The organism is Kribbella sp. NPDC000426, from assembly GCF_040300265.1.
Lineage (GTDB): Bacteria > Actinomycetota > Actinomycetes > Propionibacteriales > Kribbellaceae > Kribbella.
Genome location: NZ_JBEPDK010000004.1, coordinates 818359 through 841313 on the forward strand (window position 1 = coordinate 818359; position 22955 = coordinate 841313).

A 22955-nucleotide genomic window follows, 5' to 3' on the forward strand; every position below is an offset into this window, starting at 1 on the left:
GTCAGATCGACCGGGCGCGAGGAAGCCGTCCGCTAAGCGGCGGCCGGCGGGCAGATGATGCGATGCACGAGATGGACCTTAGCCAGTCCACCGGGGACCGGCGACTGGTTTACATGCGGAGGTACGAGCCGCCGTTGAAGTCGAGGACAGTGCCGGTGGCGAACTCAGCCTCGGGAGACGCCAGGTAAAGGATTGCGGCAGCTACCTCGGAAGGGTCGGCCACTCGCTCCAGAGGGCTTTCGAGGCGGCGACGGTCGTAGCCTTCGCCCGCGAGGTTGACGGCAGCCATATCGGTGACTGTCCAGCCGGGAGCGATGGCGGTGACGGCGATGCCTTCCGGGCCGAGCGCGCGGGCGAGGGACTGGGTGAACGAGACGATCGCGGCCTTCGATGCGCCGTACGCAGGCTGGTTCGGCTCGCCACGAAAGGCGCCGCGGGACGAGACGTTGACGATGCGGCCGCCGCGGCCCATGTGCTGGACCGCGCACCAGGTGACGTTGGACGGGCCGACGAGGTTGACCGCGAGGGTGTCGTTCCACGCTTGCTGCCACTCGGCGTACGTCGTCTCGCGGATCCGGTGCGGCACGTAGAGCCCGGCGTTGTTCACGAGTACGTCGATGCCGCCCAGCGCCCGGGCAGCGTCCTCGACCATCGACTCGATCGCCGCCGGATCAGCCAGGTTGGCCTGCACCATCACGTGCCCCGTGCCAGGCAGCTCCTTCAACACCTGGGCGGCAGCATCCGCCGAAGCGCTGTAATGCACTGCCACCTGATCCCCCGCTGCGGCGAACGCACGCGCCGTCGCCGCTCCGATCCCCCGCGATGCCCCAGTCACCAGCACTGATCGGTTCACGCAACCAATCATTTCATCAGGGTCGTGGCTTGTGGTCGCGGCGGTAGGACTTGCTGGCGCGGGCCCACTCCTTCTTCGCCTCGCTGCGGAGCCGGATGTCCGCACGACGTGCCATGTATGCCGCCTCCCGCTGCAGCTTCACCCAGCTGTCGTACCGGCGGTACGGCAACGAACCGTCGTCCAGAGCTGCCCGCACCGCACAGTCAGGCTCCATCACGTGTGAGCAGTCCTTGAACTTGCACTGCTCCGCCAGCGCGGTGATGTCCGGGAACGCCGCCGCCAGCCCCTCCCCTGACTCCTGCAGACCGATCCCCCGCAGCCCGGGCGTGTCGATGACGACCCCACCGGTCGGCAGCACGATCAGCTCACGCCGCACCGACGTGTGACGCCCCTTGCCGTCCTCGCGGATGTCCTGGACGTCCAGCAGCTCCACACCGGCCAGTGCGTTCACCAGCGACGACTTGCCCGCCCCACTGGAACCCAGCAACGCCACTGTGGCGTTCCCGTCCAGCAGTCCGCGTACGCCGTCCATCCCCGCGCCAGTGGTCGCACTGCACACCAGTACTTCGGCTCCTGGCGCGGCCAGCGCCACGTCCTCAGCAACTGAGTCGGCGTCCCCGACCAGGTCGGACTTGGTGAGTACGACGACCGGCCGCGCGCCGCTCTCCCACGCCAGCGCCATGAAGCGCTCGATACGCACGATGTTCGGCTCCGGGACCAGTCCGACGACGATGGCGATCACATCGACGTTCGACGCGAGTACCTGCCCGCGGGACGACCCGCCGACCTCCGCGCGGACGATCGCAGTACGGCGTGGGAGCACCGAATCCACCGTGATGCGGTCGTCCGGCCAGGAGCGCAGCAAGACCCAGTCCCCTGTACATGGGCCGGCCTGGGCGTCGGAGGCGATCGCGGTGAGCAGTGCGCCGGACCAGCTCGCGCGGACCGGGCCGTCCGCGGTGAAGACCGTCGCCAGGCCCTTGTCGACCCGGGCGACGCGTCCCGGGACCAGCTCTTCCGGGACGGATTGCAGGAAGTCGGCCGTGGAGCTGTCGAGTCCCAGGGCCTGGAGTGTGGCTGACATGCGGCGAACCTTTCAGAGGGCCCGGCCGCGAGCTCAGCTCAGCGGACGGACAGTGTCGGAGACAGCAGGCCGTTGGGCCTGGTAGTAGCTCATGGCGGCTGCCTCCCTCCGGTCCGGTCGGTCCCGAGCCAGGGACCGTCTGATGTGGTCAGACTAGGTCGTCGGTGTCACCCTGCGCACCGGATTTTCCGACGGAAGCAGTCCGCCGCACAGGCTCAGCCGGAGCCTCTGCAGAAGACTCTGCACGAGGCCCACCAGCAGCCTCAGCAGGCGGCTCGGCAGCAGGCTTCCCAGGCGCCGGCTTCCCGGGCGCCACAGCAGGTGCAGCAGGTGTAGCAGCAGGTGCAGCAGCCGCCGCAGGTGCCGACTTCAGCGGTCGCTCAGCAAGCTCCTCGACCCTGCGCGCCGCCTGCGCCTCCGGACGCTCGTCAGAGTTCAGCGGCGTCCGCGTTTGCTCATGGTGCCGCTCAGGCTCCGCCTTCATCACCGGCTCGACCTCGTCGTCCTCGGCAGCCTGGGCCTTCACTTCGGCGACATGCTGCTTGTGCGGCCACAGCCGGTCCACCACAGCGTTCAACGCAGCACCGATCAGTACCGCGATAGCTGTCATGTACAGCCACATCAGTACGGCGATGGGCGCGGCCAGCGGACCGTAGATCGACGTACCGCCGACCGTGCTCTGCAGGACCCAGCGCAGTACGAAGCTGCCCAGGATCCAGATCGACAGCGCCAGGAACGACCCGGGCAGGTCTGAGACCCACGGGGTGCGGATCGGCACGGACAGGTGGTACAGCGTGTTCAAGAAGCCTGCGGACAGGATGGTGACGACCGGCCAGTACAGCTGGTTCAGGAAGTCGAGCCGGTGCGGCAGGAGCGCCTGGACCGCGTCCGGACCGGCCAGCACCAGCGGCAGGACGATGACGCCGATGATGAGTGCGGCGCAGTACAAGCTGAAGGACAGCGCGCGGGTCCGGACGATGCCGCGTTTGCCGCCCATCCCGTACATGATCGTGATCGTGTCGACGAACACGTTCAGCGCGCGGCTGCCGGACCACAGCGACAGCACGAAACCGATCGAGATGACGTCCGGCCGGCCGCCGTTCAGGACCTGGTCGAGGGTCGGCGAGATCACGCTCTTGATCGAGTCGTCGGTCAGCGCGCGGGCGGCCAGGTCGACGATCTGCTGCTTGATGTCGTTGATCGTCTCGACCTCGAACCACTTGCTCGCGATGTAACCCAGCGAGCCGGCAAGTCCGAAGATCAGCGGCGGCAGCGAGAGGATCGCGAAGAACGCCCCCTCGGCCGCGAGCCCGGTGACGCGGTACCGCAAGCACACCCCGACGGTCTGCGTCAGCAGACTCCAGGTCGTCGCGGGGATCCGGCGAACCCATGCCAATGAGAGGGAGCTCCCACCAGTGGGTCCTGCCCCGATACGTGCCATACCGCTTACCGTACTGACATGGCGGACCCATTCGCGGTAACGAATCAGGCTCCCCCACTGCGGGGCGTGAACTTCTTCACCCAGGATGCGGCTCTCGGTGACGCTCTGCGTCCGTATGCCGAGCTGGTCGACGATCCCGGTCTGCACCGGATCGGCGAGCTGGCGGGGTCCGAGGAGGCCCGTGCGCACGCTCTCCCGGCGAACCAGAACCCGCCGGTACTGCGCACCCACGACCGCTACGGGAACCGCATCGACGAGGTCGAGTTCCACCCCTCGTGGCACTGGCTGATGGAGCAGGCGGTCGGGTTCGGGCTACAGGCCGCGCCGTGGACCAGCGACCGCCCGTCGCCGCACCTGGCCCGGGCGGCCGGCTTCTACCTGTGGTCCCAGGTCGAGCCCGGGCACGGCTGCCCGATCTCGATGACGTACGCCGCGGTGCCGGCACTGCGGGCGGACGAGCGCCTCGCGAAGGAGTGGGTCCCGCAGTTGGCGTCGACGGAGTACGACGTACGCCGTCTTCCGGTCGCCGCGAAGAGCGGTGTGCTCGCCGGGATGGGGATGACCGAGAAGCAGGGCGGGTCCGACGTACGGGCGAACCTCACGACCGCGACTCCTGTGGGCGACGGCGAGTACCAGCTGAACGGGCACAAGTGGTTCTGCTCGGCACCGCAGGTCGACGTGTTCCTGGTGCTGGCGCAGGCGCCGGACGGGCTGAGCTGTTTCGTCGTACCGCGGGTGCTTGCCGACGGCAACCGGAACCCGTTCGCTCTGCAGCGGCTGAAGGACAAGCTCGGCAATCGCTCGAACGCGTCGTCGGAGGTCGAGTTCCACGGGACAATCGGCTACCGGCTGGGCGACGAGGGCGCCGGGGTCCGGACGATCATCGAGATGGTCGCCGCGACCCGGCTGGACTGCGTACTCGGCTCGGCCGCCCTCCAACGCCGAGCCCTCGTCGAGGCCATCTGGCACACCCGGCACCGCAATGCCTTCGGCGGTTTGCTCGCCGACAAGCCCGCGATGCAGAACGTCCTGGCCGACCTCGCGATCGAGAGCGAAGCAGCAACAGCCCTCGCCATGCGCCTCGCGGCCGCCGTCGACTCCACGGACTCTCAGCAAGCGGCGTTCCGCAGGATCGCCCTGCCGCTGGCCAAGTTCTGGGTGTGCAAGCGGACCCCGTTCATGGTCGCGGAGGCACTCGAGTGCCTGGGCGGGAACGGGTACGTCGAGGAGTCCGGTCTGCCGCTGCTCTACCGGGAGTCGCCGCTGAACTCGATCTGGGAAGGATCGGGCAACGTCAACGCGCTCGACGTACTGCGTGCACTGCGACGGCCGGAGTCCCTCGACGCCTGGCTGACCGAGATGGCCGCCGTACAAGGCGCCGACGCCAGACTCGACGCGGCCGTGAACGACGTACTGCAGTCACTGGCCGACGTCGAGAACGCAGAGGCCGGCGCCCGCAGGCTGGCCGCGTTGATGGCTCTGTGCCTGCAGGCGTCGTTGCTCGTCAGGCACTCCACACCTGCGGTCGCGGACGCCTTCGTGGCGTCGCGACTGGCCAACGACTGGGGTGGCGTGTTCGGGACCTTGCCGCGAACCACGCCCTTCGGGCAGATCATCCAGCGGAGCCTGTAGGCAGGTCTGCGCGCACGTCCAGTCCACCCGAGGGATTTGCCTCGAGCGTCAGCGTTCCGCCGTGCGCCCGGCAGACGGCGTCCGCGATGGCCAGGCCGAGGCCCAGACCGTGATCCTCGGTCCGGGCCCGGCCGCTGAGCCGGTGGAACGGCCTTCGCAGCTGCTCGACGGCCGTCGCAGGGATGACAGCGCCGGAGTTGGAGACCGTCAGCCTGACACCAGCCGCGGTCGCCGCGGTGACGACGCGGACGTGGCCGCCGCTGACGTTGTGGCGGATGGCGTTGTCGACGAGATTGCCGGTCATCCGATCGAGGAGCGCGGGGTCGCCGGCGATCCGGGCTTTCGCCAGGTCGACCTCGACGGTCAGTCCGCACGCCCGCACCTCCGCGCTGTGCGCATCCAGGGCGTCCTCGGCGAGGACGGCCAGATCGACCGGCTCGCGGGCCCGGTCGAGCTGCTCGCTGCGAGTCAGCGCGAGCAGACTGTCGACCAGTCGCTCCACCCTGGTCAGCGCTCCGCGGACGTCGTGAGCCATCGCCTCGAGCTGCTGGGGTGTCCGGTCCGGCTTCGCCAGCACGACGTCGATCGAGGTCGCGGCCACCGCGATCGGCGTACGCAACTCGTGCGAGGCGTCCGCGACGAACCTGCGCTGCGCCTCGAACGCGCGTTCCAGCCGATCCATCATCGCGTCAAAGGTGGCGGCGAGCTCGGTGATCTCGTCCTTCGGCCCGGACAGCGCCAGCCGCTCGGACAACCGGTCCGCCGAGGTACGGCGGGCGGCCGCGGTGATGGATCGCACCGGCCGCAAGGACCGGCCGGCCAGGTACCAGGCGAGCAGACCGGCCAGCGGGACCATGACCACGAGGCCGATCGCCGACTTGCCGACCAGCTGGGCCACCGCGTCGGTCTTGGTCGCGGCCGCGTACTCGTTGTTGGCCGCGAGAAGCTTCTGCTTCAGATCCGCCGACTGCTTCCGCTGCTCCTCCGTCGGCTTGCCGTCCGGCGGAGGGGTCGATCCGGCCTTCGGCTTCTGCGTCTGGTCCGCCTGGCTGAGGATGTCGCCCAGCTGTCGCTGCAGCTCGGCCGCCGCCGGCGCGGACGCGGCGTTCGCGGCCGCGATGCTCTGGTTGGCCAGCGACGTGCTGAGTACGACGAGCAACGCGCCGCCGACCACGAAGACGACGGCGAGCAGCAGCGTCAGCCGGGTCTGCAGCGGTATCCGCGCCGGCGCCGGCCAGGTCCAGGACGGCCGCGGCCACCGCAGCGGCGACGTGCCCTGCCGACGGGCGGTCACAGCCGGTACCCCGTGCCGACGACGGTCTCGATCAGCGGCGGACGTCCGAGCTTGCGGCGGAGCCGGCCCAGCGTCACCGCGACCACGTTGCTGAACGGATCGAGGTTCTCGTCCCAGACCTGGTCGAGCAGTTCCTCGGCACTCACCACTGCCCCGTCTGCGAGCACCAGCGCTTCCAGCACGCCGAACTCCTTCCGGGTCAGCAGTACCGGCTCGCCGGCCCGCTGTACCGTTCTGCGCCCGAGATCGATCTCCAGGTCCTGCCGGCTGACCACCGGCGCCAGTGACGGCGAGCGCCGGCTCAGGGCGCGCACCCGGGCGAGCAGCTCGGCGAACGCGAACGGCTTCCCCAGGTAGTCGTCCGCCCCGAGCCCCAGGCCGGCGATCCGGTCGTCCACCTCCGCGGCCGCGGTCAGCATCAGGATGCGGCTGCGTGACCGGTTGCCGACCAGCGTCCGGCAGACGTCGTCCCCCGGCACGCCCGGCAGATCCCGGTCCAGCACCACTACGTCGTACGTGGTCACGGCGACCTTGCCGAGGGCATCGGAGCCGTCCAGCGCGACATCGACCGCGAATCCCGCGTCCCGCAGACCGTCGGCAAGGTTCCGCGCCAGCACGGCCTCGTCCTCGACCACCAGCAATCTCACGTCGGCACCTCCGGTCGCAGTGTCCCCGCCGCGGTGTGACACCGGCATAACGACTCGTTGTTAGCCCGGTGTCACGGCCTTCCGCGTACTCCTGGTCCCAATCATCGTCGGGCAAGGAGCTGTCATGACCCACACACGTCCACTCGGATCGGCCTGCGTGGCCGCGGCAGTCGCCGCGCTCCTGCTGACCGGATGCAGCAAGCCGAACCTCAAGGACATCGGCACCACCACCGACACCTCGGCGGATCGGATCGCCAAACTGCACACCGCGGCGCAGTGCGTCCGCTCGCACGGCATCCAGAACTTCACCGACCCGGTGCTCGGTGCGACCGGCCAGGTGTTCACCGATTACCGTCCGCTCCAAGACGCGGCGAGCGGAGTACTGCGCAGCGCCTTGTCGGACTGCGAACAGCAACTGCGCGCTGCGACCTGGAACCCGCAGACCCAGCCACCTGCGCCGGCCACACTGATCGCCGCCGGAGTGAAGGCTGCACGCTGCCTGCGGCAGAACGGCTTGCCGAAGATGAAGGACCCGAACGCCCGGACGGCATACGTACCCGGACACGGGTTCGGGCTGAGCGCGGACGAGTTGCCGCCGGGGGCCGACAAACAGACAGCCGTTGTCCAGCAGGCGTTCCGTGCCTGCCGCACGCTGCTCGACGACGAGATCGAAGCGTCCCAGCTGAACAAGCTGGCGGGCCAGTGAGCACCTCACGCCGGACCGTGCTGGTCGGCGTCAGCCTCTCGGTCGTTGCCGGCATCGCGGGCGGCTGGGCTTCGCAACGGACCCCGTTCCATACCGAGCCCGCCGCTGGAGTGCCGCAATCGGCGAAGCTCTCTACGGCTGCAGTGGTCCGCACGAACTTGCGGACCACCAGGCAGTACTACGGAACCATCAGCTACGGTCCGACAGTCGACCTGGTCGCCACCACCTCCGCCCAGGCGTTCACCTGGCTGCCCACGCCAGGCGCCGTGATCCCGGCGGACGGCACGTTGTACGAGGCCGACGGTCGCGCGATCCCAGTTCTGGCCGGTGCCCGTCCGTTGTGGCGGACACTCCGCCGAGGGCTCCGCGGTCCGGACGTGTCCCAACTCAACACGGCACTCGCCCGGCTCGGGTACCACCCCGCGGTCAGCGGCAGTTCGCAGTACACCTGGCGTACGGAGACCGCAGTACGCCGTTGGCAGCGTGCACACCACCTCCCGCGCACCGGGACCGTCGACCTCGGCCAGCTCGTGTTCGCCGCCGTTCCGCTCCGGGTGAGCGCCGTCCAGGCCAACCTGGGAGCGCCGGTCCAACCAGGTATGCCGTTGCTGTCGGCAACGTCACCGGTACTGCTCGTCGAAGTACCGGTTCCGGTCGACCAGGCCTACCTCCTGCACCGTGGCGCATCGGTGACCGTGACGCTGCCCGATGCGGTGACCAGGGCACCGGGCACCGTCAGCGCGGTGGACCGCGTCGCGACGCTGCCGGAGTCCGACGCGCCGGACTCCCGCAACGGCGGGCCGCAGACCGCGGTGGTCAACGCCACGGTCCGGCTGGAGCGACCGTCGCTCGCGGCGGCGTACAGCTCGGCACCGGTTCAGGTCGCGATCACGCTCGACGAGGTGAAGGACGCGCTCGCAGTGCCGATCACGGCGTTGCTGGCCCGGCCGGACGGAGGTTTCGCGGTCACCGTGGTGAACCGCGGCGATGTCGCGGTGCAGTGCGGGGTCTCGACGGACACGATGGTGCAGGTGGCCGGCGCTGGAATCACCGCCGGCACCCAGGTCGTGGTGGCGGCCTCATGACGTCCGCACTGGAGCTGATCGGAGTCACCAAGACGTACGCCGGCAACCCCGAGACGACCGCGCTGCGCGATCTCACGCTCCGGGTGGATCCCGGCGAGCTCGTTGCCGTGGTCGGACCGTCCGGATCGGGAAAGAGCACCCTGCTGCAGATCGCCGGGACGTTGGAACGGCCGACCACCGGAGCGGTCCACATCGCCGGCTCGGACACCCGCCGGCTCTCGGACACTGCGCTGGCCGGATTCCGTGCACGGCACCTCGGCTTCGTGTTCCAGCAGTTCTTCCTGCTCCCCCATCGCGACGTGCTCGCGAACATCGCGCATGCGCTGCTCTACCGCTCGATGACCGCCCGCAGCCGCCGGGCGGCCGCCGCGGAGGCCTGTGAGCGCGTCGGCCTCGGTGACCGCCGGCACCATCTGCCAGGCCAGCTCTCGGGCGGCGAGTGCCAACGCGTCGCGATCGCCCGCGCTCTGGTCGGGTCTCCGACCCTCATCCTGGCCGATGAGCCGACCGGCAACCTCGACAGCGCGACCGGTGGTCAGATCCTCGGCCTGCTCCGCGAGCTCAACTCGGCCGGCACCACGCTGATCGTCATCACTCACGACCGCGAGGTTGCCGCGGCCGCGCAGCGCCAGGTCGAGCTGCGCGACGGCGTACTCCGTCGCGACAGCGCCCAGGGGGTGCGTCATGTCTCGCACTCTTGATCTCGTCGGTGAGGCTGTCCGCGGTCTGCGGGCCCGGCCGCTACGCAGTGCCTTGTGCGCCGGTGGCATCGCTCTCGGTATGGCGGCGATGGTCGCCGTTGTGGCGATCCCCGCAACGACTCGGCAGGCTTTGCTCAACCAGCTCGGTCAGGACGGGAACCTGCTGACAGTCAGCTCGGGTAACACCATCGACAACCAGCCGGCGCCGCTGCCCTCCCAGTCGCCTGCGATGCTCCGGCGCATCCCGGGTGTGCAGCAGCTGTCACCTGTCGCGTATCAGTCCGGCTGGATCGCCCGGCGTACCCCATTCGTACCGGTGGCCGACACGAACGGGCTTGCGGTGATCGCCGTCTCGGCGGACCTGACCGCCACCCTCGACCTGCACGTGACGCATGGCGCCTTCCTCGACGCGGCCACCAGCCGCTACCCGGCCGTCGTACTCGGCTCCGGCGCGGCCCGAGCGCTCGGAATGAGCACGGCCGGACCGAACCGGCTGGTCACGCTGAGTACGGCGGATGGGCGCCGTACTGTCGTCGCGACCGTTCTCGGCATCCTGGCCGACGCACCGCTCGCGCCGGAACTCGACAGCGCCGTGCTGATCGGTGACCGCGCCGCACACACCAGGCTCGACGCTGGCGGCGGCCCGAGCCGCATCTACCTGCGTGCCGATCCGGACAAGGTCGGGCCGGTGCATGCGCTGCTCGCGGCGACCACCTCGCCCGAGGACCCCGGTGCCGTGCAGGTCGGCCGCCCGTCCGACCTCCTGGCCGCTCGCCTCACGGCACAGAACGCCTTGAACGATCTCGCCTTCGGTCTCGGCGCGGTGGCTCTACTCGTCGGTGGTGTCGGGGTGGCGAACGCCATGGTGGTGTCGGTGCTCGAGCGGCGATCGGAGATCGGTCTGCGCCGCGCGCTGGGCGCCGGCCGGGGCTTCGTAGGCGGTCTGATCCTGATCGAGTCCACGCTGCTCTGCCTGTCCGGAGCACTGGCAGGAGGCATCGCCGGGCTGGCGGTCACGTGGGTCGCCGCGATGAGCCAGGCCGTCGCCGTACAGGTCCCGCTGCTGCCAGTGGGACTCGGACTGGCAGCCTCTGTGCTGGTCGGGCTGATCGCAGGCCTGTACCCGGCGCTGCGAGCGGCCCAACTGGCTCCGGCGGCGGCTCTGCGGATCGCAGGTTGACCCGTGTACCGCGCACACCAGGGGTGCCCGCACACGCTAGGGTGAGGGCGTCGCGACTGGCGCGCTGAAGGTGGAGAACCACCGGGGAGCGAAACCCGTCGGCACCGTGCGCCTGGGTGCCTTCGACCCACTGCAACCGCAGGAGAGACAACGATGACTCAACCCTTCGATGCGGCCGCGGCGTCGGCCGCGTACAACAACGCGCTGCAGGTGATTGCCGCGGTCGAACCGACGATCGCCGGCGCGATCAAGGCCGAGCTGGCCGACCAGCGGTCCTCGCTGAAGCTGATCGCGAGCGAGAACTACGCCTCCCCCGCCACGCTCCTCACGATGGGCAACTGGCTCTCGGACAAGTACGCCGAGGGCACGATCGGGCACCGCTTCTACGCCGGCTGCCAGAACGTCGACACGGTCGAGCAGACCGCCGCGGACCACGCGCGGGCGCTGTTCGACGCGCCGCACGCGTACGTCCAGCCGCACTCCGGCATCGACGCGAACCTGGTCGCCTTCTGGGCGATCCTCGCGCAGCGGATCGAGTCCCCGGCGCTCGCCGAGGCCGGCGCGAAGCACGTCAACGACCTGTCCGAGGACGACTGGACCAAGCTCCGCAAGGCGCTCGGCGACCAGAAGATGCTCGGTATGTCGCTGGACGCCGGCGGTCACCTGACCCACGGCTTCCGGCCGAACATTTCCGGCAAGATGTTCAACCAGCATTCCTACGGCACCGACCCGGAGACCGGCCTGCTCGACTACGACGAGGTCGCCCGCAAGGCGCGTGAGTTCAAGCCGCTGATCCTGATCGCCGGCTACTCGGCGTACCCGCGCAAGGTGAACTTCGCCAAGATGCGCGAGATCGCCGACGAGGTCGGCGCGACGCTGATGGTCGACATGGCGCACTTCGCCGGCCTGGTCGCGGGCAAGGTCTTCACCGGCGACTTCGATCCGGTCCCGCACGCCCACGTCACCACGACCACGACCCACAAGTCGCTGCGCGGTCCGCGCGGCGGCATGGTGCTGTGCCAGCCGGAGTACGCCGAGTCCGTCGACCGCGGCTGCCCGATGGTGCTGGGCGGGCCGCTCAGCCAGACGATGGCCGCGAAGGCCGTCGCGCTGGCCGAGGCACGTCAGCCGTCGTTCCAGGAGTACGCGCAGGCGGTCGCGGACAACGCCGTCGTCCTGGCCGAGGGCCTGATGAAGCGCGGCGTGAAGCTCGTGACGGACGGCACCGAGAACCACCTGGTGCTGCTCGACGTCTCGTCGTACGGCATCACCGGCCGGCAGGCCGAGTCCGCGCTGCTCGACGCGGGCATCGTCACCAACCGCAACGCCGTACCGCGCGACCCGAACGGCGCCTGGTACACCTCGGGCGTCCGGATCGGTACGCCGGCCCTCACCACGCGCGGGTTCGGCGCCGACGAGTTCGACCGGGTCGCCGAGCTGATCGTGGACGTGCTGTCCGCGACCACCCCGACGACCACGTCCGCGGGCGCCCCCTCGAAGGCGAAGTACGTCCTCGCCGACGGCGTCGCCGACAAGACCCGCGCCGCCTCGGCCGAGATCCTCGACAAGCACCCGCTGTACCCGGGCCTCGAGCTCAACTGATCACCGGCTGCCCGTCCTCCCGGGGGCGGGCAGCCTGCTTCTTCGGCATCAGTACTGCGGCGAGCACGGCACCGGCGATCGCGATGCCGGTCGACACCCACATCGTGGTGTTCAGGCTGGTCATGAAGGCGTCGCGGACGTTGGCGAGCAGGTCCGGGGAGCCGGCCTGGGCGGCGACGGCGAGTCCGCCGCCCAGGCTCTTCTCGGCCGCTTCAGCGACCTGCGCGGGCAGGCCGGTGGTGTCGATGTTGTGGCGGTAGACGGAGTTGAGAACGGTCCCGAGTACGGCGACGCCGACCGTGCCGCCGACCTGACGGAACGCCTGCAGCAGTCCTGATCCCGTCCCGGCCCGCTCCGGATCGAGTACGCCGAGCGCCGCGTTCATTGCCTGCGGCATCGAACACCCGAGCCCGAAGCCGACCACCACGAACCAGATCGCCGTGTACCCGTACCCGGTGCCGAGATCGGTGAAGGCGCCGAGCGCGAACCCGGCCGCCATCACCACGAACCCGGTCATCACCACCAGCCGGGTGCCGACCTTCGACTCGACCGGAGACGCCAGCTTCGCGCCGATCGTCATCCCGCCGATGAACGGCAGCAGCTTCAGTCCGGTGTGCAACGCATCCGATCCGTTGATGCCCTGGAAGTACTGCGGCATCGTGAACAGCAACCCGAAGATCGCGAACACCGACACCGTCAGCAGTACGGCGCCGCCGGTGAACACCCGCTCGCCGAACAGCCGGAGCTCGATCAACGGCTCACGGTTACGCCGCTGCCAGACGAGGAACCCGGCGATCAGTACGACGGCCAGCCCGAGGAACACGATCGTGACGGCGTCGGACCAGGACGATTCGCCGGCTTTGGTCACGCCGTACACGAGGGCCGCGAGACCGGTGCTCGACAGCACGATGCCGAGCCAGTCGATCGCCGGCCGGTTCGAGCTGCGTGTCTCCGGGACGAGCAGCGTGACCGCGAGCGCCGCGACGAAGGCGATCGGCACGTTCATCAGGAAGATCCACTGCCAGCCGGCGTGATCGAGCAGCAGGCCGCCGACGATCGGGCCGAGCGGCATACCGATGCTGTTGGCAACGACGAAGAACCCGATCGCCTTCTTCCGGTCCTCCTCGGTGCGGAACAGCACGGTGATCAGCGACAGCGCGACCGGGACGATCATCGCCGCCCCGATCCCGAGGAACGCGCGGGCCGCGATCAGCTGGCCGGCCGAGTCGGACAGCGCACAGGCCAGCGACGCCAGGCCGAACAAGGTGAGCGCGATCGCGATGATCTTGCGCCGCCCGTACCGGTCACCGAGCAGACCGGCCGGCAGCAGGAGCGCCGCGAGGACGAGGTTGTAGCTGTTCGCCATCCATTGCAGCTGGCTGGTCGACGCGTCCAGGTCCTTCGCGAGCGTCGGCAGCGCGACATTGAGCACGGTCGTGTCGAGGCCGAGCACGAGGACGGCGAGACACAAAGCGATGAGTACGCCGAAGCGGCGGCCGCCGGTAAGCGTCGGCGCCCCGGTGTCGATGGTCGAGGTCATGGATTCAAATTATCAGAATTTTGTGATAGTTGCGATAGATCAGATTACTGTAAGCTTCAACCATGGCGGAGGAACCGAGCCCGGAGGCCGTGAGTCAGTTCGTCGAGCGGTTCGCGGGCGTGCTGGCGAACAGCGGCGTACCGACGATGTCGGCCCGGGTGATGGGCGCGATGCTGGTCAGTCCGACCGGCACGATGACGGCGGCCGAGCTGGCCGAGTCGTTGAAGATCAGCCAGCCGGCGGTGTCCGGCGCCGTCCGGCAGTTGTTGCAGGTGTCGTTCATCTCGCGCGAGCGGCTGCCCGGGTCGCGCAAGGACCATTACCGGATCCGGGAGGATGTCTTCGCCGCGATCCTCGAGCGCCGCAACCTCGCACTGAGCGAATGGGAGGCGACCAGCCGCTCCGGCGCCGGCCTCTTCCCCGCCGACTCCCCTGTCGCCCGCCGACTGACCGAGGCCGCGGACTTCTTCGCGTTCATCCACACCGACATGGAACAGATGATCAAGAACTGGCGCGCGGACCATCCCGGATGAGCCGGCACCTCGTCGGTACCGCGTGGCTGGACAGCGACGAGCGAACCCGCTGGGAGACGCGCATCATGCGCCGCCGCGTCCCGCTGTACCGGGTGGGAATCGCCGCGCTACGTGCACTCAACACACTGACCGGCGGCGCGGACCGCCCGTCGCTGAAGGTCACCCAGTGGGGGCGGATCGGGCCGCACGGCGAGACGTTCGTGATGGACAAGCTCGAGACGATGACCGGGCGGACCGATCATCCCGTCACGTCACGGTCCGAACTGCGGGCGCGGACCTCGTTCGCAGCCAGGCTGGCGCGGGCGATCTCGGCGGACGAGTGGCCGCAGATCATCGCGGAGTACGAACGACGCCGGCGGGGCGAGCGTCCGCAGTACCGGTACGTCGGGCATCGGCCGCTCAACGCCGAGTCGCACGCGCTGATGGACGAAGCGTGGGTGCGGGGTGAGCTGCCGACGGATCAGTTCCGGGCCTGGAACGTGCTGAAGTTCGAGGACGAGGGCGCCTTCTACAGCGAGTTCTTCACCGACGGAGATGCGCGGGGGTACGCCGATGGCGAGACGAACGCCGGCTTCCGGCTGGGCCGGATCATGTTCGACGTCAGCTGGCGCGAGAAGGCGTCGCTCGCCGGCGAGCAACACGTCCTCCGCCGCAGCCGAATCCTCCGCGCGAAGGAGCTCGTCAAGTTCTTCCGCACCGAGCTCAACGAGGCCCTGCGGCCACCGGCCCCGGCCGCCGCGCCGACGACCGCCGTACGCGAGGAGGTCTATACGCCGCCGGTCGTCGCCGCGATGTCCGACTTCACCAAGCCGGAGCCGCTGCGCTCCCCGACAGCCCGCGGCGAAACCAGGCCGGACCGCAAGCAGGCCTCGGCTGTCGACCTCGCCAGCACCGTGGCGAAGGCGCTCTCGCCGCCAGGTGCCGACGTCTCGGCGAAGGCTCACCCGCTGGTCAGCGGACCGGCGGCAGAGGCAGGTCGACCAGAAGTAGGCGAGCCACCGCGAGTGCAACCTCGTCCGCCCCGTGCGGCGCAACAACCTGCGCGCCCACCGGTAGTCCCTCCGACCTTCCGACCGGGACACTCACCGCGGGATGGCCGGTCACGTTGAACACCCAGCACGGATCGCCGGTCACGATGCTCTCCTCGTGCTGATCGTAGCCGTGGGCAACAGTCAGCGTTGTCGGCGTGACCAGCGCATCCACCTCGCTGAACAGATCGGCGAGCGCCGTGTTGTTGAAGTCCCGCACCGCTCGCGCCCGCCGCGCCGCCGCCTCCTCCGCCCCACGACCGTTGTCGAGATCGGACAACGCCGCCCACGCCTCCTCAGTCGGCGCCAACTCCAACGGCACGTCGACGACCTCCACTGCAGCCGCCGCCAGCCGCTGCCGCACGACCCGATCGACCGCCCCCTCAGCCGGACACACCCCGAGCGTCGACCGATAAGCCACCCGCCAGCGTCTTTGTGCGCCCACCAACCACAACGCGCGGTCAGTTGTGGTTGACGGGTGCTCAAAGTCATCGAGGCCGTGCGGCGGCCACGGTGGGAGGGCCGTGGGGTCCAGGCGGTGGGGTCCGCTGGCGATGCTGGTGGCGAGGACGACGTCGTCGAGGTCGGCGCCGATCACGCCGGCCGTCGTAAGGCCCCCGAGTGGACGTCCGCCGGGGCGCGGGATCCGGCCGTAGGTGCCCTTGAAGCCGATGACGCCGGAGAACGAGGCCGGGATGCGGAGCGAACCACCGCTGTCGCCACCCGTTGCCAGGGGTACGACGCCCGCCGCGACAGCCGCCGCGCCGCCCGCGGTCGAGCCCCCGGGTGACCGCGAGAGGTCCCACGGATTGCGCGTGTAGTCGACGCCGTTCCAGCCGAAGGTCAAGGATTGAGCGCCGGGCCGGGCGCGGGTCGACCATCCGATCGGGACAGCCCCGGCGGCAACCAGTCGGGCGATGATCGGCGCGTCCGGCGGCGTACGCGACTTGATCAGGAACGGTACGCCGGCGAGCGGCCCGTCCGGCGGCAACCGCATCGCAGCCGCCCGCGCGCCGGCAGCATCCAGCTCGTCCAGGAAGTGCAGCACCGGATCCAGCCGCTCAGCCGCCGCGATGGCCTCGTCGACGACGTCCACCGCGCTCAGAGCCCTGGACCGAACTGCACGCGCGATCTCGACCGCGGTTCGCCGACGGGTCATTTGGCCAGGAGGGTGTACGCGAAGGGAAGACGCCGGTCCAGCCAGTCGACGGTGATGCGGATCGAGGAGTTCGAGATCATCACCAGTTCGTCGGCGGTGCGCCATTCGAGGGTGCGGGACCTGGCGGGCTGGTCGCCGCCTTCGTCGCCGATGCCGGTGAGGCCGTCGAGTACGCCGGCGATCAGGCGGGTCGCGGCCTTGGCGGCCAGGCGCCCGGGGCTGCCTGACAGCCATTCGGTGCGGCCGACGATCTCGGGGTGGCCCGGCTGGTTGATCCGCCAGTTGGGGCGCACGAGACGCCGGTTCGAAGGCAGGCGGGTGATAGCGCCGATTTCACGGTCGCCGTCGTGCACTGCCCAGGAGTGCTCGCCGGTCGCCTCGACGCGGCACAGCAGCCGGGTCAGGTCGGCGTCGAGGTACAGCGAGCGGTCGGCACCGACGTACGCGTAGGGCTCGAGGACGCGGTCGTCGTTCGGGCCCTGAACGGCGCGGATCGCGTTGGGGCCGAACTCGATGCGGTTCTGGGTCCGGGTGGCCGGGCGGGAGATGTTGCCGAGGGTGAACTCCTCGACGTCTTCCCAGCCGGCCACCCGCGTGAGTTTACGTCAGCGCGTAGACCGCGATCGCCGCGAAGTCGTCCGCCGGCTCAGCCGTCTGCCAGGACCGTACGTCGTCCACGTACCGCGAGTCGTGACCGGTGTACTGCGCATACGGGTCGGACGCGTCCGGCGGGCAATGCGTCATCCCGTCGAGGTAGTCGTCCAGCCCGTCGGTGAACAGGTCGGCCGAGTTGGGTCCGTTGACGACCGCGCCGGTGAGCCGGTGCCCGGTGATGTTCGCGATCTGGTGGTGGGGACAGCGTTCGAACGTCTGCCCGACGCCGATCACGAACGACACACCCCACGCGTTAGCGCCGAAGGCCCAGTCGAGTTGTTGCTGACCGAACGCGTCGTACCGCCGGTCGCCCGTCACCTCCCGGTAGAGCCGGGCCGTGGTGGCCAACCCGAAGGTGTGCGGTACGGCGTCGAACTCGGCGTACTGCGCGCCGGCCCGGAACGGATCCGCCGCCGAACGCGCCGTACCGATCTCCAGCTGCGCCCGCAGATCACCGGCCAACTCGCGAACCAGCGGCCGATCGGTCCGCGCAGCCCGGATAAGATCCGCGTGCGCCAGCGCACTCACGTCGTACAGGTTCAACGTGTCTCCGCCGGCCTCGTGCGCGATGTACTGCGAAGCCCAGTAGCCGGCCTGCTTCAGCCAGGCCCCAGCCCGCGGGTCACCCAGCTTCCGAGCCGCGAGCGCCAGCTCGGTCGCACCCAATTCGAGGTCGTCGCGCCAGGCCGTCTCCGGATAGAACGCGAACGGCAACGACGTCACCAGCTGCCCGACGTTCGTCGTCTTGGCCTGCGCGAAGATCTGCGCGGCCGTCTCGAGATGCCGGCGGGCGTCCGCCCGGTTCGGCTCGACCTGTGCGGCCAGCGCGAACGCGGCCGCCGTACGTCCGGCCAGGTTCGGGCTGATCGGCTTGCCCGGCGCAGCGGCGCGGAACACGGGCCGGTTGCGCAGGAAGCGCTCGGACGGATCGGTCAGGTGGTCGTCGACGCCCGGCAGCCGCCAGATGTCGTGGTCGCCGATGTAGGTCTCGGTGTCGTTGCCCGCACCGACGCCGACCTGGATGTACAGCGTGCGCGTCTTCTGATCCCACATCTTGTCCAGCCAGTCCAGCCCGTGCCGCGCCTCGGCGAGCACGGCCTTGTCCGGCTTGTCCCGAACCGATGCCCACAGCAACGATTCCGAGTACGCCGCGATGTGGGTGAACTTCAGGTAGTCGCCCGCGTCGTACCAGCCGCCGGTGACGTCGACCGGACCGCCGATGCGCTTCAGCTCACCGACCGTCTGGTCGCTGTCCGGATCCACGAACTCGGGGATCTCGTAGACGAGCGCCTTCGCGTCGTTGCGATGGACGTTGTCCCGCTGAGCCGTGAAGAACTGCACGACCTTGTCCTTGGCACCGGCCTGCAGGCGGTCCGACGACGCCCGCACGTCGAACCCGGCGGAGGCGACCCCGGGCACCTCGACCCGGTAGTGCCCCGGCACCTTCAGCGCCGACAGATCCAGCTGATAGACGTGCGGGTACGTCGCGTTCCACTCCCCCACGTCCTTACCGACCGAGCCGCTCAGCACCCGCCGCCCGTACCGGTCCACGACGGCGAATCGCGTCGCGACCCCACGGCTCAGGACGTACGCCGCCTTGCTGTCGAAGGCGCCGTACCCGAGCTGATTGACCCGCACCGCACCACCCGGTGCGGCTGCTGCCGTAGTCACCGGTCCCACCACCAAACCCGCTGCCGCCACCGCGGCGATGACCCGACGCCAGGATCCCACGATTGTCTCCCTCCGGCCAATCGTTAGGAAAGTTTCCTATTGCATCGGGACGGTAGCGCACCGGCCTGCCGGAGTACAGACCTCAGCGGTTCACCCGGACCGCCGCCCACGCCACCAGCGCGGCGAACGCGACGCCGACCAGGACACACGCGACCGGGATGCTCGAGATGCTGATCAATGCGCCGAAGCCGGTCATCGCGACCGGCATGATCGCCTCGTCGGACAGGTTCACGATGCTGTAGCTGCGACCGAGGTACACCGGGTCGACGGACTGCTGGAACGCCGCCGACAACTGGGCCGACGCGATCCCGGCCGTGCAGCCGATCATCGCCATCGCGACGAAGATCCCGTACTTCGGCACCAGTCCGATCATCGCGCAGCCGGCCGCCTGGACGATCAGCACAAGCAGACCCGACCGGGCCAGATCAGCCGGCTTCCAGCGCATCGCCACCACCGCCCCGACCGCCGCCGCGATACCGGCGCACGCTTCGAACCACCCGAACCAGGCCGAACCCCACCCGGCCGCATGCGTGCGTTGCACCAGGCCTACGGCCAGAATCGGTCCGACGAACAGGTTGAGCCCGGAGAACGCGATCACCAGCGTCCGCGCCCGGCCGTCCCGCTTCAGGTAGCCGAAGCCGTCCCGGAGGTCGGCGCGGATCGTGCCGCCGGTCGAGACCGGCTGCGGGAGTCGCGGCTTCACCAGGAACGCCAGCGCCAGTGCGATCACCGCGAACGAGATCGCATCCGTGACCATCACCGTGACCAGCCCGCCGTGCGCGACCAGCAGACCGCCGAGCGGCGCGCCGACGAAGATCGCCAGCCGCTGCGCGAGCTGCGAACCGGCCGACAGCTTCACCAGGTCCTCCGAGCGGACCATCCGCCGCGGCAACGTGCCGGACGCCGGGGTGTACAGCGCGTCGACCGCGCCGAACACGACCGCCACGACGAGCAGTGCGGCCAGGGACAGCCCCCAGACCGCGACGACGACCGATGCGACCGCGAGGACGACGATCCGGGCCAGGTTGGCGAGGATCATCGTCCGCCGGCCGTCGAAGCGGTCGGCGAGCGCACCGCCGTACAGGAGGACCAGGGCCTTCGGCAGGGCGCCGATGCCCATCACCAGGCCGGCGCCGGCCGGGGTCGTGACCTGGGCCGCGCTCCACGCGAGGCCGACGTACCAGGCCATGTCGCCGGCCTGCGAGACCGCGGCCGACATGATCCATCCGTGCACCCGACGGTCTCTCCGGAGCGGCGGGAAGACCGTCGCGCTCATGGCCGGGCGGGGACCGCGTGGGCGAAGAAGAAGACCCGGTGGGCGTCCTCACCTTCGGCGGGATTGTCGTGGTAGGAGAGGACCAGCTCCTCGATCCGCTCGCTCAGCTCGACGAGCTGCTCCGGCGTCAATGTGAGCCATCTCTCGGTCGCGTACGCCGCCCGCACCCAGGGCTCGTCGAACTCGTACCGGATGTCGAACCACTGGCGCACCTTTGCAACGTGATGGGCCAGGTTCTGATCCTCGGCGGTGGCCGCGACCAGCTCTCCGGCCGGGTCCCCCTGGGCGTCCGCGATCGACCAGGAGTACGACGACGTGTCGCCCAGCTTCCACCAGCGCTCCCGCCGGTTCTTGGCGAGCTCCGGAGCCTCGACGATCACGCCGGCCGCGCTCAGAACCTTGAGGTGATGACTGATGTTGCCGACCAGCTCGCCGGTCGCCTCGGCCAGCCGGGAGGCGGTCGCCGGACCGTCGAGATGGATCAGGTCGAGCATCCGCCGGCGGAGCGGATGGTGGATCGCGGCGAGCACGGACGGCGTCACCGTCCTGCGGTTGGCGGGTGTCATGGACAGCACCGTAGCTTCCACAAGAACTCTTGTGCAAGAGTTCTTGTGGAACCAGAAGCACGCTCGGATCAATCTCGACCAGACTGCTAGAGTTAGCCACATCGTGAGATCGGGTCTCAGGATGCAGGATTGACAGTTGCAAAGTCGGCCGCTGACGCTGACGCTTGTGGACATGCTCGCTGCCCGATCCACCCACCTCGTAGGTCGCATTCATGTCGACCTCGGGCGGATGCGCAGCGCCATCTGTTGTCCTTCGATGTTCTGACAGCGACCCCATGCCCGGGCCAACGACGGCCCCCTGATCCCTCCCGATCACCGCTGGGTGCGCACCGCGCGGAACGCATCGAACCGACGACGCTTCGATCCTGCCGCACCCCGGTGAGCACCTGTCACTAGGACAAGGACACGCCCCCGATGACTGCTGGCGTCACCTCCCCGGCTGCCCGCAAACCCGCCCGCCCGCGCAAGGGAAAGGGCGAAGGCCAATGGGCCCTCGGCTACCGCGAGCCGCTGAACAAGAACGAGGAGAACAAGAAGAACGACGACGGCCTGAACGTCCGGGCCCGGATCGAGAACGTCTACGCGCACCGCGGCTTCGACTCGATCGACCCCGCCGACCTGCGCGGCCGGTTCCGCTGGTGGGGGCTGTACACCCAGCGCAAGCCCGGGATCGACGGCGGCAAGACGGCGACGCTGGAGCCCGAGGAGCTGGACGACCGCTACTTCATGATGCGGGTCCGGATCGAGGGCGGGCAGCTGACCGCCGAGCAGCTGCGGGTGATCGCCGAGATCTCCACGACGTACGCGCGCGACACCGCCGACATCACCGACCGGCAGAACATCCAGCTGCACTGGATCCGGATCGAGGACGTGCCGGCCATCTGGGAGCGGCTCGAGGCCGTCGGGCTGTACACCACCGAGGCCTGCGGTGACGTACCGCGGGTCGTGATCGCCAGCCCGGTCGCCGGCATCGCCGCGGACGAGATCATCGACCCGACGCCGGCCATCGACGAGATCGTCTCGAAGTACATCGGGTCCGACGAGTTCTCGAACCTGCCGCGGAAGTTCAAGACCGCGCTGACCGGTCACCCGTCGCACGATGTCGTCCCGGAGGTGAACGACATCGCGTTCGTCGGTGTCGTACACCCCGAGCACGGCCCCGGCTTCGACCTGTGGGTCGGCGGCGGCCTGTCGACGAACCCGATGCTCGCCCAGCGGCTGGGCACCTGGATCCCCCGCGAGGAGGTCGCCGAGGCCTGGTGGGGCGTGACCAGCATCTTCCGCGACTACGGCTACCGCCGGCTGCGGACGAGGGCGCGGCTGAAGTTCCTGCTCGCGGACTGGGGCGTGGAGAAGTTCCGCGAGGTGCTGGAGACCAAGTACCTCAACCGGAAGCTGATCGACGGACCCGCGCCCGAGATTCCCGCCGTCCAGGGTGACCACATCGGCGTGCACAAGCAGAAGGACGGCAAGTACTTCGTCGGCGTCGCGCCGGTCGTCGGCCGGGTGTCGGGCGCCAAGCTCGCGCAGGTCGCGGACGTGGTCGCGGCCCACGGGTCGAACCGGATCCGGACCACCGCGCAGCAGAAGCTGCTCGTGCTGGACGTCGAGGAGGCCCAGGTCGAGTCCCTGGTCGCCGAACTGGGCGCGCTCGGATTCCAGGCGCGGCCCTCGGCCTGGCGGCGGAACACGATGGCCTGCACCGGGATCGAGTTCTGCAAGCTGGCGATCGTCGAGACCAAGGCGAAGGCGGCCCAGCTGATCGACGAGCTCGAGATGCGGATCCCCGACCTCGACGTGCCGATCACCGTGAACGTGAACGGCTGCCCGAACTCCTGCGCCCGGATCCAGGTCGCGGACATCGGCCTCAAGGGCCAGCTGGTGATGGATGCCAATGGCAACCAGGTGCCGGGGTACCAGGTGCACCTCGGCGGCGGCCTCGGCCTGGACGCAGGCTTCGGCCGGAAGCTCCGCGGCCACAAGGTCACCGCGGACGACCTGACCGACTACGTCGAGCGCGTCACCCGGAACTACCTCAAGGAGCGCAACGAGGGCGAGCGGTTCGCCCAGTGGGTCACCCGAGCGGACCAGGAGGCACTTCAGTGAGCGAGCGTGCGGCACCTCTTTATTGCCCTTACTGCGGGGACGAGGACCTCAGGCCCTCCGAGGAAGGCCATGGCGCGTGGGAGTGCCGGCCGTGTGCACGGGTGTTCCAGCTGAAGATGATCGGGTTGCGGGTGACG

Annotated in this window: 19 protein-coding genes and 1 riboswitch; of the genes, 8 read left to right on the top strand and 11 right to left on the bottom strand. The window is 69.4% G+C overall.

The features are described from left to right. Positions 1 to 109: 109 nt before the first annotated feature. From ABT313_RS23205 to ABT313_RS23215, 3 genes are all read right to left on the bottom strand, one after another. Positions 110 to 853 (bottom strand): SDR family NAD(P)-dependent oxidoreductase, encoded by a 744-nt coding sequence (locus ABT313_RS23205; RefSeq protein WP_350857344.1) that lies wholly within the window; start codon positions 851 to 853, stop codon positions 110 to 112. Positions 854 to 869: 16 nt separating this feature from the next. Continuing rightward, on the bottom strand, positions 870 to 1937 hold the full coding sequence (gene rsgA / locus ABT313_RS23210) for a ribosome small subunit-dependent GTPase A (RefSeq protein WP_350857347.1): 1068 nt from the start codon (positions 1935 to 1937) through the stop codon (positions 870 to 872). 148 nt (positions 1938 to 2085) lie between these two features. After that, positions 2086 to 3333 (bottom strand): YihY/virulence factor BrkB family protein, encoded by a 1248-nt coding sequence (locus ABT313_RS23215; RefSeq protein ID WP_350857350.1) that lies wholly within the window; start codon positions 3331 to 3333, stop codon positions 2086 to 2088. Between the two features lie 63 nt (positions 3334 to 3396). On the opposite strand from ABT313_RS23215, the gene ABT313_RS23220 reads away from it, so the two are divergent. After that, the gene (locus tag ABT313_RS23220; RefSeq protein WP_350857353.1) at positions 3397 to 5010 is read left to right on the top strand and encodes an acyl-CoA dehydrogenase family protein; all 1614 of its coding nucleotides are present in this window, start codon (positions 3397 to 3399) and stop codon (positions 5008 to 5010) included. On the opposite strand, the gene ABT313_RS23225 is transcribed toward ABT313_RS23220, so the two are convergent. Beyond that, positions 4991 to 6304, bottom strand: a complete 1314-nt coding sequence (locus ABT313_RS23225) for a sensor histidine kinase (protein ID WP_350857356.1) — start codon at positions 6302 to 6304, stop codon at positions 4991 to 4993. The genes ABT313_RS23220 and ABT313_RS23225 overlap by 20 nt on opposite strands. Then, positions 6301 to 6951, bottom strand: a complete 651-nt coding sequence (locus ABT313_RS23230) for a response regulator transcription factor (RefSeq protein ID WP_350857359.1) — start codon at positions 6949 to 6951, stop codon at positions 6301 to 6303. The genes ABT313_RS23225 and ABT313_RS23230 overlap by 4 nt, the downstream gene beginning before the upstream one ends. 124 nt (positions 6952 to 7075) lie before the next feature. Between ABT313_RS23230 and ABT313_RS23235 the strand changes: the two genes are divergently transcribed. From ABT313_RS23235 to ABT313_RS23255, 5 genes are all read left to right on the top strand, one after another. Beyond that, entirely contained in the window at positions 7076 to 7657 is a 582-nt protein-coding gene (locus ABT313_RS23235) for a hypothetical protein (protein ID WP_350857362.1), read from the top strand. After that, complete coding sequence (locus ABT313_RS23240) at positions 7654 to 8742, top strand: peptidoglycan-binding protein (RefSeq protein WP_350857365.1); 1089 nt, start codon at positions 7654 to 7656, stop codon at positions 8740 to 8742. The genes ABT313_RS23235 and ABT313_RS23240 overlap by 4 nt, the downstream gene beginning before the upstream one ends. Then, entirely contained in the window at positions 8739 to 9443 is a 705-nt protein-coding gene (locus tag ABT313_RS23245; RefSeq protein ID WP_350857369.1) for an ABC transporter ATP-binding protein, read from the top strand. The genes ABT313_RS23240 and ABT313_RS23245 overlap by 4 nt, the downstream gene beginning before the upstream one ends. Beyond that, positions 9427 to 10623 (top strand): ABC transporter permease, encoded by a 1197-nt coding sequence (locus ABT313_RS23250; protein ID WP_350857372.1) that lies wholly within the window; start codon positions 9427 to 9429, stop codon positions 10621 to 10623. Before ABT313_RS23245 ends, ABT313_RS23250 begins: the two co-directional genes overlap by 17 nt. 42 nt (positions 10624 to 10665) lie before the next feature. Then, a riboswitch (ZMP/ZTP riboswitch) is annotated at positions 10666 to 10748 on the top strand. 28 nt (positions 10749 to 10776) lie between these two features. Further along, positions 10777 to 12225: a glycine hydroxymethyltransferase gene (locus ABT313_RS23255; RefSeq protein WP_350857375.1), complete on the top strand. Its 1449-nt coding sequence runs from the start codon at positions 10777 to 10779 to the stop codon at positions 12223 to 12225. On the opposite strand, the gene ABT313_RS23260 is transcribed toward ABT313_RS23255, so the two are convergent. Further along, the gene (locus ABT313_RS23260) at positions 12218 to 13765 is read right to left on the bottom strand and encodes a DHA2 family efflux MFS transporter permease subunit (protein WP_350857378.1); all 1548 of its coding nucleotides are present in this window, start codon (positions 13763 to 13765) and stop codon (positions 12218 to 12220) included. The two genes, ABT313_RS23255 and ABT313_RS23260, sit on opposite strands and share 8 nt — an antisense overlap. A 62-nt stretch (positions 13766 to 13827) precedes the next feature. Between ABT313_RS23260 and ABT313_RS23265 the strand changes: the two genes are divergently transcribed. Further along, positions 13828 to 14298, top strand: a complete 471-nt coding sequence (locus tag ABT313_RS23265; protein WP_350857380.1) for a GbsR/MarR family transcriptional regulator — start codon at positions 13828 to 13830, stop codon at positions 14296 to 14298. 951 nt (positions 14299 to 15249) lie between these two features. Here the strand turns inward: ABT313_RS23265 and ABT313_RS23270 are convergent. The 5 genes from ABT313_RS23270 to ABT313_RS23290 all read right to left on the bottom strand — a co-directional run bounded on the left by ABT313_RS23270 (position 15250) and on the right by ABT313_RS23290 (position 20712). Beyond that, a complete protein-coding gene (locus ABT313_RS23270) occupies positions 15250 to 16485 on the bottom strand; it encodes an amidase (RefSeq protein WP_350857383.1) in 1236 nt (411 codons plus the stop codon). Further along, positions 16482 to 17075 (bottom strand): hypothetical protein, encoded by a 594-nt coding sequence (locus tag ABT313_RS23275; RefSeq protein ID WP_350857386.1) that lies wholly within the window; start codon positions 17073 to 17075, stop codon positions 16482 to 16484. The genes ABT313_RS23270 and ABT313_RS23275 overlap by 4 nt, the downstream gene beginning before the upstream one ends. 10 nt (positions 17076 to 17085) lie before the next feature. Beyond that, on the bottom strand, positions 17086 to 18870 hold the full coding sequence (locus tag ABT313_RS23280; RefSeq protein WP_350857389.1) for a glycoside hydrolase family 9 protein: 1785 nt from the start codon (positions 18868 to 18870) through the stop codon (positions 17086 to 17088). A gap of 82 nt (positions 18871 to 18952) precedes the next feature. After that, positions 18953 to 20146 carry an MFS transporter gene (locus ABT313_RS23285; RefSeq protein WP_350857392.1) on the bottom strand — a complete coding sequence of 398 codons (1194 nt, stop codon included), beginning with the start codon at positions 20144 to 20146 and terminating at the stop codon, positions 18953 to 18955. Continuing rightward, the gene (locus ABT313_RS23290) at positions 20143 to 20712 is read right to left on the bottom strand and encodes an ArsR/SmtB family transcription factor (protein ID WP_350857395.1); all 570 of its coding nucleotides are present in this window, start codon (positions 20710 to 20712) and stop codon (positions 20143 to 20145) included. Before ABT313_RS23290 ends, ABT313_RS23285 begins: the two co-directional genes overlap by 4 nt. Before the next feature lie 414 nt (positions 20713 to 21126). Between ABT313_RS23290 and ABT313_RS23295 the strand changes: the two genes are divergently transcribed. Next, positions 21127 to 22818, top strand: coding sequence for a nitrite/sulfite reductase (locus ABT313_RS23295; protein WP_350857398.1), 1692 nt, complete (start codon positions 21127 to 21129; stop codon positions 22816 to 22818). The last annotated feature ends 137 nt before the right edge of the window (positions 22819 to 22955 follow it).

Excerpts from the sequence above, each read along its gene's own strand:
- rsgA (WP_350857347.1), bottom strand. The coding sequence starts at position 1,937 with ATGTCAGCCACACTCCAGGCCCTGGGACTCGACAGCTCCACGGCCGAC.
- ABT313_RS23220 (WP_350857353.1), top strand. The coding sequence starts at position 3,397 with ATGGCGGACCCATTCGCGGTAACGAATCAGGCTCCCCCACTGCGGGGC.
- ABT313_RS23235 (WP_350857362.1), top strand. The coding sequence starts at position 7,076 with ATGACCCACACACGTCCACTCGGATCGGCCTGCGTGGCCGCGGCAGTC.
- ABT313_RS23245 (WP_350857369.1), top strand. The coding sequence starts at position 8,739 with ATGACGTCCGCACTGGAGCTGATCGGAGTCACCAAGACGTACGCCGGC.
- ABT313_RS23250 (WP_350857372.1), top strand. The coding sequence starts at position 9,427 with ATGTCTCGCACTCTTGATCTCGTCGGTGAGGCTGTCCGCGGTCTGCGG.
- ABT313_RS23255 (WP_350857375.1), top strand. The coding sequence starts at position 10,777 with ATGACTCAACCCTTCGATGCGGCCGCGGCGTCGGCCGCGTACAACAAC.
- ABT313_RS23260 (WP_350857378.1), bottom strand. The coding sequence starts at position 13,765 with ATGACCTCGACCATCGACACCGGGGCGCCGACGCTTACCGGCGGCCGC.
- ABT313_RS23265 (WP_350857380.1), top strand. The coding sequence starts at position 13,828 with ATGGCGGAGGAACCGAGCCCGGAGGCCGTGAGTCAGTTCGTCGAGCGG.
- ABT313_RS23270 (WP_350857383.1), bottom strand. The coding sequence starts at position 16,485 with ATGACCCGTCGGCGAACCGCGGTCGAGATCGCGCGTGCAGTTCGGTCC.
- ABT313_RS23285 (WP_350857392.1), bottom strand. The coding sequence starts at position 20,146 with ATGAGCGCGACGGTCTTCCCGCCGCTCCGGAGAGACCGTCGGGTGCAC.
- ABT313_RS23290 (WP_350857395.1), bottom strand. The coding sequence starts at position 20,712 with ATGACACCCGCCAACCGCAGGACGGTGACGCCGTCCGTGCTCGCCGCG.
- ABT313_RS23295 (WP_350857398.1), top strand. The coding sequence starts at position 21,127 with ATGACTGCTGGCGTCACCTCCCCGGCTGCCCGCAAACCCGCCCGCCCG.